This window comes from Agrobacterium sp. DKPNP3 (assembly GCF_052686535.1).
Map to the genome: position 1 here is coordinate 1 of NZ_JBQYSN010000133.1, position 10,047 is coordinate 10,047.

General features: G+C 58.9%; 11 protein-coding genes. 5 read left to right on the forward strand and 6 right to left on the reverse strand.

The window, feature by feature from the left end; genetic code table 11:
* The 5 genes from ACUTJJ_RS23380 to ACUTJJ_RS23400 form a co-directional block, all read right to left on the reverse strand.
* Positions 1–1,666: gamma-glutamyltransferase family protein (locus ACUTJJ_RS23380; RefSeq protein WP_445543592.1), on the reverse strand; the 1,666-nt coding region annotated here is incomplete at its 3' end.
* Positions 1,667–1,687: 21 nt separating this feature from the next.
* Positions 1,688–2,560 carry an ABC transporter permease gene (locus ACUTJJ_RS23385; protein ID WP_445543593.1) on the reverse strand — a complete coding sequence of 291 codons (873 nt, stop codon included), beginning with the start codon at positions 2,558–2,560 and terminating at the stop codon, positions 1,688–1,690.
* A 12-nt stretch (positions 2,561–2,572) separates the two neighbouring features.
* Positions 2,573–3,520: an ABC transporter permease gene (locus tag ACUTJJ_RS23390; RefSeq protein ID WP_063951703.1), complete on the reverse strand. Its 948-nt coding sequence runs from the start codon at positions 3,518–3,520 to the stop codon at positions 2,573–2,575.
* 67 nt (positions 3,521–3,587) lie between these two features.
* Positions 3,588–5,096 (reverse strand): ABC transporter substrate-binding protein, encoded by a 1,509-nt coding sequence (locus tag ACUTJJ_RS23395; protein WP_445543594.1) that lies wholly within the window; start codon positions 5,094–5,096, stop codon positions 3,588–3,590.
* Positions 5,097–5,172: 76 nt separating this feature from the next.
* Positions 5,173–5,958, reverse strand: coding sequence for a FadR/GntR family transcriptional regulator (locus ACUTJJ_RS23400; RefSeq protein WP_445543595.1), 786 nt, complete (start codon positions 5,956–5,958; stop codon positions 5,173–5,175).
* Positions 5,959–6,189: 231 nt separating this feature from the next.
* Here ACUTJJ_RS23400 and ACUTJJ_RS23405 point away from each other — a divergent pair, with 231 nt between their 5' ends.
* The 4 genes from ACUTJJ_RS23405 (at position 6,190) to ACUTJJ_RS23420 (ending at position 8,844) form a co-directional block, all read left to right on the forward strand.
* A complete protein-coding gene (locus ACUTJJ_RS23405) occupies positions 6,190–7,668 on the forward strand; it encodes a PAS domain S-box protein (protein WP_445543596.1) in 1,479 nt (492 codons plus the stop codon).
* Positions 7,669–7,806: 138 nt separating this feature from the next.
* Complete coding sequence (locus ACUTJJ_RS23410) at positions 7,807–7,986, forward strand: CsbD family protein (RefSeq protein WP_209091638.1); 180 nt, start codon at positions 7,807–7,809, stop codon at positions 7,984–7,986.
* Positions 7,987–7,993: 7 nt separating this feature from the next.
* On the forward strand, positions 7,994–8,341 hold the full coding sequence (locus ACUTJJ_RS23415) for a BON domain-containing protein (RefSeq protein ID WP_445543597.1): 348 nt from the start codon (positions 7,994–7,996) through the stop codon (positions 8,339–8,341).
* Positions 8,338–8,844, forward strand: coding sequence for a DUF992 domain-containing protein (locus ACUTJJ_RS23420; protein WP_445543598.1), 507 nt, complete (start codon positions 8,338–8,340; stop codon positions 8,842–8,844). Before ACUTJJ_RS23415 ends, ACUTJJ_RS23420 begins: the two co-directional genes overlap by 4 nt.
* A gap of 145 nt (positions 8,845–8,989) precedes the next feature.
* Here ACUTJJ_RS23420 and ACUTJJ_RS23425 read toward each other — a convergent pair whose 3' ends face one another.
* Positions 8,990–9,550 carry a hypothetical protein gene (locus ACUTJJ_RS23425; protein ID WP_445543599.1) on the reverse strand — a complete coding sequence of 187 codons (561 nt, stop codon included), beginning with the start codon at positions 9,548–9,550 and terminating at the stop codon, positions 8,990–8,992.
* Between the two features lie 132 nt (positions 9,551–9,682).
* Here ACUTJJ_RS23425 and ACUTJJ_RS23430 point away from each other — a divergent pair.
* A partial coding sequence (locus ACUTJJ_RS23430; protein WP_445543600.1) for a response regulator occupies positions 9,683–10,047 on the forward strand: 365 nt, incomplete at its 3' end.

Sequence of the window (10,047 nt, forward strand, 5' to 3'; positions counted from 1 at the left end):
CGCGGTGGCCGCGACGACGAAGCTCGGCGAGCGTTGCCTCACCCACCGTGCCTTCCACCATGATTTCACCCGGCGAACTGGTGCGCGGATAAAACGAGCCCGGAAAATGGGAAGTGTGGAACAGCGGCATGTCTATGGACGCCTGCAGGTTCTTGCCGTGGTGGGCATAACGCAGGAAGAAGGGCAATTGCCACTGGTCCTGCTGGTCGCCACCGGGCGTACCAAAGACCATGGCGGGACGGCCCTGATGCAACGCAAGCGAGGGTGTCAGCGTCGTGCGCGGCCGTTTGCCGGGTGCGAGCGAGGTCGGTAGGCCTTCCTTCAGCCAGAACATCTGGGCGCGGGAGTTGAGCGCGAAACCAATGCCCGGCACGATGGGCGAGGATTGCAGCCAGCCGCCCGAGGGCGTGGTGGAGACCATGTTGCCCCAGCGGTCAATGACATCGATATGCACGGTGTCACCGCGCTTTTCGGTCAGATGCGACATGGTCGGCTCGTAGACGGTGCCCTTGCCGCTCATCTCGGCCAGCATCGCCATTGTCGCGTCCACCTGCTTTTCGTAACCAGGCACGGTGCCGGGTCGCAGCTCCAGCGAGGCCTCACTACCGATCAGCGCCCGGCGATCGGCATTATAGCCCTCGGAGAGAAGATACTCCGTTGGAATTTGCCCGAATTCCGGATCGCCGTAATAGACCTCGCGGTCAGCAAAGGCGAGCTTCATGGCTTCGACGATGGTATGGATGAAATCAGGACCGGACGGGTCCATCGCCGCAATGTCGAAGCCCTTCAGAAGCGCCAGCGATTGCAGGAGAACCGGCCCCTGCCCCCAGGCCGGCGTCTTTGCGATTGTCCAGTCGTGATAGTCGAGTGTCTGCGGCGCTTCCACGGTGGCGCTCCACCCGGCCATATCCTGCGCCGTCAGCACACCCTTGTGCCTTGTGCCGCTCGCATCCATTACCTCTGCGGTGCTGACGTAACTGTCGATGGCTTCCGCTACGAAACCCCGGTAGAAGGCATCGCGCGCCGCCTCGATCTGGTTTTCGCGGCCAGTGCGCGCTTCGGCTTCGGTGACGATCCGCCGGTAGGTCGCCGCCAGAACCGGGTTGCGAAAATTGGCGTGAGGCTCCGGCGCGGCACCGCCCGGCAGCCACGTTTCATAGGATGTCGGCCATTCCGTCTCGAAGAAATGGGCCAGCCCCTTGATGGTGGCAGAGACACGCGGCAGCGTTGGATGCCCGTGCTCGGCGTAATAGATGGCGGGTTCCAGCACGTCGCGCACGCTCATCGTGCCGTAGTCGCGCAACATCAGCATCCATCCATCGAAGGCGCCGGGGATGACTGTGGCGAGCAGGCCATCGCCTGGGATGAGTTTCAGGCCTTGCGAGGTATAATGGTCAATCGTTGCGCCACTCGGGGCCGGGCCCTGTGCGCAGATGACTTCGACCTTGTCCTTCTGCTTCGAATAAAACACGGCCGGCATATCCCCGCCGGGGCCGCAGAGATGCGGCTCGACAATTTGCAGGACGAAACCGGTGGCGACGGCGGCGTCGAAGGCATTGCCACCCTTCTCGAGGATTGCCATACCGACCGCCGAGGCAATCCAGTGGGTTGAGGTGACGACGCCGAAGGTGCCAAGGATTTCAGGGCGTGTGGTGAAATCAGTCATTCCGATATTCCTTGTAAAAAATCATGCTTCCCGCGGATCGAGCGCATCGCGCAGACCATCGCCCAGAAGATTGAAACCGATGACGACGAGGAAGATGGCAATGCCGGGCCACATCGTCATCCACGGCGCCTGGCTCAAGAAGTTCTTGGCGGTGTTCAGCATGGAACCCCAGGAAGGCGCCGGCGCCTGCTGGCCAAGTCCGAGGAAGGAAAGGCTCGCCTCCGCGATGATGGCGGTCGCCACCGTCAGCGTCGCCTGCACGATGATGGGGGCAAAGACATTCGGCAGGATGTAACGGGTCATGATGTCGATGTGGTTGAGGCCGATAGACCTTGCACCCTCGACATAATCCTCCATCTTGACGGCCAGCACCTGCCCGCGCGTCAACCGCACGAAGATCGGCATGGCGGAAAGGCCGATGGCGATCATTGCATTGGTGAGGCTCGGGCCGAGAAAGGCCGCAAGAGCAATCGCCATGATGAGGAATGGCATGGCCAGCAGCGCTTCGGTGATGCGGGAGATGACCATATCCACCCAGCCGCCGAAATAACCGGCAATCAGACCGAAGGGCACGCCGATCACGACCGCGATCATCACGGAGACGACGCCGGCCATCAGCGAAGCGCGGGCGCCATAGATCATGCGCGAGAGAATATCGCGGCCGAGATCATCCGTGCCGAGCAAGTGAGCGGCCGACGGCGCCTTGCGGATGGCCGACCAACTGGTCGCAACCGGGTCGGCAATCGGCAATATCGGCGCGGCAATCGCCAGCACGGCGAAAAACACGACGATGATCAAGCCAGCGAGCGCCGACTTGTTGCGCTTCATTTTTTTCCAGGCGCGGCTTTCCTGCCGCGTCGCCGGTATCGAAAGGTTTTGATCCAGAACGGTCATGATATCAGGGCCTTAGATTGTCGCCCTGAGGCGCGGGTTGAGCAGGACATAGGCAATGTCGGCCAGGAGGTTCATGAGGATGAAACCGACGGCGGTGCAGAGCACGATCCCCTGCACGACGGCATAATCACGGGTGAAGACCGCATCCACGGTCATCTTGCCGAAGCCGGGAATGGTGAAAATCTGCTCCGTCAGAACCGCACCTGCCAGCAACTCGCCGAAAAGCAACGCCAGCAGCGTGATGACCGGCAGAAGCGCGTTGCGGAAACTATGCGACAGGATGATCTCGCGCGGCGAAAGCCCCTTGGCGCGGGCGGTGCGAATATAGTCGGAACTCAAAACCGCCACCATCGCCGAACGTGTATGGCGCATCAGCGTCGCCGCCAGTGCATTGCCCAGCACGAAGGCGGGCATGATCATGGTTTCGATGGAGCGGACAGGGTCTACGAAGATCGATTCATAGCCCGATGCCGGCAGCCAGCCCAATTTCACCGACACCAGCAAAATGAGCATGATACCGAGCCAGAAATTCGGAATGGACAGGCCGGAAAGCGCCACGATATTGGCCGTGTAGTCAATCCACGTATTCTTCTTGACGGCGGCCAGAATGCCGATGGGAATGCCGATCACCATGGCAAAGAACATCGCCATCACAGCCAGCTGAATGGTCACCGGCAGCTTCTGGCCGATCAGTTCCAGAACCGGCTGGTTCGTGCGTAGAGAAATGCCAAAATCGCCGGTTACCACGCCGCCCAGCCAGTTGACGTATTGGAGTGGAACCGGGTCGTTAAGACGGTATTTCTCGCGCAGAAACTCAATTGTCGCGGGATCGCGCTCCTCGCCAGCCATCGCCAGGATGGGATCGCCCGGCAGAAGTTTCTGCAGCGAGAAAACGAAGATGGAAATGATCAGAAGCGTCGGGATCGCGACCAGCAGTCGCTTGCCGATATAAACAGGCATGGCATTGCCCCCGTTTTGGTCCGGTCCTGGCGGCCGCACGGCAAGCCGTGCGGCCTTTGCGAAGTGGTCAGTCCTTGGAAACGCCGAGAAGGCGGATCATGCCGTCAGGCGACGGCGCCCAGCCCTTGACCTTTTTGGAGATGGCATAGGCATAGGGCTGGTGGCCGAGATAGATGATCGGCATTTCATCGTTGAGGATGACGCTTGCAGCGTCATATTTTTCCTTGCGGACCGCGGCGTCGGTCGAAGCGCGGGCCTCGTTCAGCAGCTTGTCCACTTCGGGATTGCAATATTTCACATCGTTGATGCCGCCCTTGCAGGTGACGAACTGGTGCAGGTTGCCATCGGGATCGATGCGTCCCGACCAGTCGGAGCGGCTGAGCTGATAATTGCCGGCGGTCTGCTCGGACAGAAGCGTCGCAAATTCCGTGGCCTTCAGGGTGACGTTAAAGCCGGCCTCCGCCACCATGGACTGGATGACCTGCATCATCTGCGTCTGCGTTGTGTTGTTGGCGTGCTGAAGCTCGACGTCAAGCGTCTCGTAACCCGCCTCCTTCATCAACTGCTTGGCCTTGTCGATATCACGCGGCGGCACCGGCAGGTTCTGGTTGAACCATGGGCTTGTGGGCGGATAAGCCTGATTGCCGGCCTTGGAGGTGCCTTCAAAAACGATCTGGCCGATGGCTTCGCGGTCGATCGCGTAGGAGAAAGCCTGACGCAGGCGCTTGTCCTTGCCGAGCGGATTATCCGCCCGCGCACCATTGTTGATGTTGACATACATGGCCATGTATCCGGGACCAATCACATCGGCATAGGTCAGCTTGGAGTCATTCTTGACTGATTCCGCATCGGAAGCCGAAATCCGCTCGGCGATATCGAGATCGCCAGCACGAAGGTTCGCAAGCTTCACCGTGGTATCTGGGATCGGCAGGTAGACGACCCTGTCGACGAGGATTTTGTCCTTGTCCCAATAGTCAGCAAATTTTTCGAGCACGATGCGATCCTGCTGGATGCGCTCGACAAATTTGAACGGTCCGGCGCAGACTGGCTTCGAACCGAAATTGGCACCCAGTTCCTTGGCCGCTTTCGGTGCGACGATCATACCGGCGCGGTCGGAAAGCTGCGCCAGCAGGGTCACGTCAGGTGTCTTCAGCGTGAATTTGACCTCGAGCGGTCCCGTCGCCTCAACCTTCTCGACAGACGACAGCTCGCTCTTGCGGCGCGATTCCGGCAGCGTCATGTTGCGCTCGATGGTGGCGACGACGGCGGCGGCATCCAGCGTTTCGCCATCGTGGAACTTGACGCCGTCGCGGATTTTCATGGTCAGCACCTTGCCGCCTTCGGACCACGCCCATTCCGTGGCCAGCTGCGGCACGATCTTCATATCCTGCGAGATATCCACCAGCTTGTCGCACATGGCGGTGTAAACGATGCGGCCGACAAAGGTGCGCGATTGCGCGGGGTCGAGCACATCGGCATCGTCATTGAGGCCGATGCGCAATTCGGACGATAGCGCCGGCGACGCCAGCAACGCGCTTGCAAGAAGCGCCGCGGAAAGTGTCTGGATTCTGTTCATTTCTCATCCTCTGGTCTGGTTAATTTGACTTTTGTTATTGGCCGTCCCTCGCGAAACGGCGGATGCCATTGCGGCCTCAAGAGACGCTCGTCAGCGATGTCTCCCCATTTGGATATCCCTGCTCCGGTGCATCTTCCTGCTGAAAGCCAAGGGACGTCGCACGGATCAATCTTTCCTGGTGCATGAGCAGATGCTGACGCATAGCCTCACCTGCACGGGCCGGATCCCGGTCGGCGATGGCTTCTACGATCGCCATATGCTGTTCAAAAGAAGCCCTGCCATTGCTGCCGCTGCGTCGAGCGAGTTCGCGGATCGACTGCCAGGCATCATCCTGACGGATGCGATTGACGACATCGAAGATCGACAGAAAGAGTTTATTGCCGGCGCTCTGGGCAATCTGGCGATGGAGCGAACCGTCCCACAGCTCCTTTGCATCCGCATCCGTGCTTTGCCCCGTTTTCTCCACCAGTGCACGCATGCGTTCAATTTCCGCGGGCTTGGCTCGCATCGCTGCGAGTTGGGCAAGCTGCGGCTCAATGCGCAAACGGACCTCCATGATCTCCATGAAGTCCGTTCCCGCGACGAGTTCGGTTACCTGGGCGGACCAATCGTCCGGCTTTTCGCCGATGAAAGTCCCCGCACCCTGACGCCGCCAAATCAGACCCTCAGCCTCCAGTACTTCCAGAGCCCGCCGAACGGCGCGGCGGCCGACATCGAAACTCTCGGCAAAAGCCCGTTCCGTCGGTAGTCGCCCATCCTTCGCAAAGTCATTCGACCGAATGTAGTCGCGGAGACGGGCGAGTGCATAGTTGGAATTATCGTTCGGACCGTTTGTCAAAAGCGCACCATTCAATCGAACCAATTAGATAATGGTTCAAGATGAAGACAGATTGCGCCGAAGGTCAAGCCAATTTTTAAGCCGTGATTTTTGCTGCTCAAAAGGTGGGCAGGAAAGTCGCAAAACGGGCGAATGGGGAGCACGAGCGTGTCTTTAGCCCTCTCCCTGCTTCTGCGACGCTACATGACGATAGGACTGCAACGCTTGTCGAAAGCATGCATTATAGTCCCGCAGCAAATCAGAAGGCGGTGCAACATGGACGACAACATCGACATTCCGAAGATCAACCGGGTCGTCCTGCAAAGCCTGATCGCCGGTTTGAGCGACGGGCTGATATTGCTCGAAAATGATGGCTCGATTGCGTGGGCCAACAGGGCGGCGCTCGACATGCATCGGATAGAGGCCCTGTCCGACCTTGGCATCGACACGAAGGAGTACCGGCGAAACTTCACCTTGCGGTATCGCAACAATCACCTCCTCGATGATGGGCAATATCCGCTTGAACGCCTGCTTGCTGGCGAGACCTTTGAGGATGTCACCGTCGAGATATCGCCAAGCGATGATGATACAGAGTGCTGGGTGCATACGGTGCGCGGGCTTATCCTGGAAGATGCGGGAGCCAAGCCGGATGTCTTGGTCCTCATCATCCGTGACGAAACGCCCCGTTTCGAAGCGGAGGCCCGGTTCGAAAGCGCCTTTAACGCCAACCCCGCACCTGGGCTCATATGCCGGCTGGATGACGAACGGTTTATTCGCGTAAACCAGGGCTTCCTGGAAATGACGGGTTTTGCCCGCGAGGACATCATAGGCATCAGCGTCGAGGAGCTTGGGCTTTTTTCCAACTGCGAGACCGGCGAGGACGCGTTGAAGCGCCTGCATGAGGGCCGCATCATCCGGCAACGCGAGGCGCTTATTCCTATTCCAGGTGGTGACAGGTTGGTCATCGTCGCCGGAGAAACCATCGCCGTTGCGGAGGAGCCATGCATGCTTTTTACCTTCGCCGATCTCGACGGCCGGCGAAAAGCCCAAAATGCCCTTCGCCAGAGCGAGGAGCGTTTTTTCAAGTCCTTCCGCCTGTCACCAGCCCCCGCAGCAATTTCGCGGCTTGACGATTTCGTCCTCACCGAGGTCAACGACGCGTTTTTGACGCTGTGCGGACGAAAAGAAGCTGAAGTCGTTGGCAAAACTGCCAGCGAACTGAAACTGTGGGACGATGTCGCAGCCCGCCGCGATGTTGAAAAGCGCCTCAAGGATAACATTCCGATCCGGGATGAAGCCATGCGCATGAATCTTGCCGATGGCGGCACGGCCGAATGCATCGTTTCTGCTGAACGCGCAGAGATCAATGACCAGCTCTGCGTCATCTGGGCCATACAGGACGTCACCGAACGACGCCGGTCTGAGAACGAACTTATCGAGGCGATCGAAAGTGTGATGGCTGACACGTCCTGGTTCAGCCGGACGGTCGTGGAGAGGCTGGCGGGGCTGAGACAGAGCTCGCGTGGCGCGTCATCGTCCGTTTCTCTGAAGGATCTCACCGAACGCGAAGAACAGATCTTGGCGCTGATATGCGACGGCTGCAGCGACAAGGAAATGAGCGACCGGCTACATCTTTCAAAACACACCATTCGGAATCATATCGCATCGCTTTACGGCAAGATCGGCGTGAATCGCCGCACCGCCGCCGTCATCTGGGCGCGCGAACGTGGTTTTAGCGGCCGTAAGGAAAAATAGCAGTTTCGACCTTCAAAAAGGTCAATTTGTACCAGTTCAACTAGTAGCTAATGCTCTCCAAGGGGCATTTCCCACAGCCTATCTTTCCATCATGCCGTTACCAACAGCGGCACCCTCTAAAGATGGAAGGAATTCGTCATGGACAATAACCGTATCGAAGGCATCGCCCGTCAGGCAAAGGGCACGATCAAGGAAGCCGCCGGCAAGATCACCGGCAACGACCGACTTGAGGCAGAAGGGAAGGCCGAAAAGCTGGCAGGCCAGGCCCAGGAAAAGATTGGCCAGACGAAGGACAGCGTCAAGAAAGCATTCAAGTGAACCTTTAATGTTCAAGGCAGGAGGTTTTACCATGATGCTTGCGTGTGAGGCAAATCCGGCGGCAAGCTGCCACCCCCAGGAGATCAGCCTGTGCGCCGCCTTACAAGCTGTCATTGCTTACGCAGAGGGTCAGGAAAGCAGTTCGATCTCTGTAACTTCGGTCGAAGGGCGCATTGTGCTCTCGGGCGAGGTGGAAACACTCTCTGCCTTCGAACGTGCGGTCATCATCGCAGAATGTTTCGCGTCTCGGCCGATCATCGCCGATCTGGCGATACGCCAGCGACCTCAGACCTTTGTGGATGCATCTTCCCCGCGCATCCACCTCGTGAATAATAACAGGAGTGAAAGACAATGAAGAAACTCGCTCTCGCAACCGCTATCGCAACGCTCGCCGTTGCTCCCCTCGCCTCCGCTGAAACCAAGCATGGCGGCAAACGGGCGACAGAGACCGCGCAGAAGGAACGTGTCGGAACCTTGTCCTGTGAAATTGCCGGCGGTGTCGGGCTGGTTGTCGGCTCAAGCAAGGCAGTGGACTGCCAGTTCCGCCAGCGCTCCGGCAAAACCGAACGTTACACGGGCAAGATCGGCAAACTCGGTCTCGATATCGGGGTGACCGGCAAAACCTATATGAGCTGGATCGTTTTTAACACGGCGGCAAGCCGCGTTGGTGAAGGAGCACTCAGCGGCGACTACGTCGGCGCTTCAGCCGGTGCCTCGGTCGGCGTCGGTGTCGGCGCCAACGCATTGGTGGGAGGCAACGCCAAGAACTTTGCCCTGCAGCCTATCAGTGCTGAAGTTGGGACTGGCGTGAACGTTGCGGCCGGTGTCTCGCATCTTCAGTTGAAGCGCGCGGGTTAAGGAGCTCCCCCACCAATACGACATCCCAGATTTCAGCAGGCGCGCCGCTTCCCCGCGGCGCGCTTGTTCATATTTTCAGGCAATAAGCGGAAGTGTCTGAAGACATTTATCTGCAGCACAAGCGCACTTGAGAAATGCAATTGCCTCAGGGTTTTGGCGGCGGAGGCGGCGCATCATTCAGGGGGCCGTGGTCAAGCTCGACGCCAGGGGCGTGTCTCGGCTCGTGTTTTGGCCCATGGCGAGGCGGACCGCCGGCAGGGCCAAGCGCATCAATGCTGCCATCCTGACGCACGATATAGCTGGCATGAAGGACACCGTCATCGAAGCGACCCTGCACGCTGACGGCCTCCTCAGCCTTCGCTGCCTTTCCGCCTTCGCCTTCCGGTCCGGTATCTACCAGTGCGCGGCCGCTGTCATCCTGAAGGATGAACTTGTTGCCGTAGATTTCCGCAACCTTGCCCTTGATGGTGACAAGGTTGCCTTCCTTGACGGTCGAAATCGCAACGGGCGTCATAGGGGCCATTTCAGGCGTCGGTCTCGTCAGCTTGACCGCGCCGGCGCCTGCTGCGGCGCCAACGGCGAGGATTGCAACTGCTGCGAAGGTGAGCGCCGCCGTCTTGCGACGGTGTTTCCTGTGGGGAGGGACCGGGCCTGCCTTTGGAGCAGCGCCAGCGTCAATTTGGTTATTGTCATCTGAATGGGACATCGTGATCTCCTGTTTGCATTGACGAGACCCTTTTACCCGGATGACACCACCACCAGCCTGAACCTTGTGGTTCAGCTTGAGTTAAGCCTCCCAGGCCTAGAAAATCTCATCTCTAAAGCGGATTGCAACACCATGCGGATACTTCTCGTCGAAGACGACGCCGACCTTTCGAAACGGATTGCTGCCAGCCTTCGCGCGGAAAACTTCGTTGTCGACGTCGCGCAGAATGGCGAGGACGCTCAACACGCGGGCTTAACGGAGCTTTACGACGCTGCCGTTCTCGATCTCGGCTTGCCCAAGGTCGACGGCGTTTCGGTTTTGAAATCATGGCGCGCTGAACAACGCAACCTGCCGGTACTGGTGCTGACCGCCCGTGACGGTTGGCCGGACAAGGTGGCGAGCTTCAAGGCGGGCGCCGATGATTTTCTGACCAAACCCTTCAAGATTGAAGAACTTGTCTTGAGATTGCGCGCGCTTGTGCGGCGCGCGACCGGCCA

Bases quoted from the DNA above. Each gene is read 5' to 3' on its own strand.
- ACUTJJ_RS23385 (WP_445543593.1), bottom strand. From the start codon at position 2,560: ATGACCGTTCTGGATCAAAACCTTTCGATACCGGCGACGCGGCAGGAA.
- ACUTJJ_RS23390 (WP_063951703.1), bottom strand. From the start codon at position 3,520: ATGCCTGTTTATATCGGCAAGCGACTGCTGGTCGCGATCCCGACGCTT.
- ACUTJJ_RS23395 (WP_445543594.1), bottom strand. From the start codon at position 5,096: ATGAACAGAATCCAGACACTTTCCGCGGCGCTTCTTGCAAGCGCGTTG.
- ACUTJJ_RS23405 (WP_445543596.1), top strand. From the start codon at position 6,190: ATGGACGACAACATCGACATTCCGAAGATCAACCGGGTCGTCCTGCAA.
- ACUTJJ_RS23410 (WP_209091638.1), top strand. From the start codon at position 7,807: ATGGACAATAACCGTATCGAAGGCATCGCCCGTCAGGCAAAGGGCACG.
- ACUTJJ_RS23415 (WP_445543597.1), top strand. From the start codon at position 7,994: ATGTTCAAGGCAGGAGGTTTTACCATGATGCTTGCGTGTGAGGCAAAT.
- ACUTJJ_RS23420 (WP_445543598.1), top strand. From the start codon at position 8,338: ATGAAGAAACTCGCTCTCGCAACCGCTATCGCAACGCTCGCCGTTGCT.
- ACUTJJ_RS23425 (WP_445543599.1), bottom strand. From the start codon at position 9,550: ATGTCCCATTCAGATGACAATAACCAAATTGACGCTGGCGCTGCTCCA.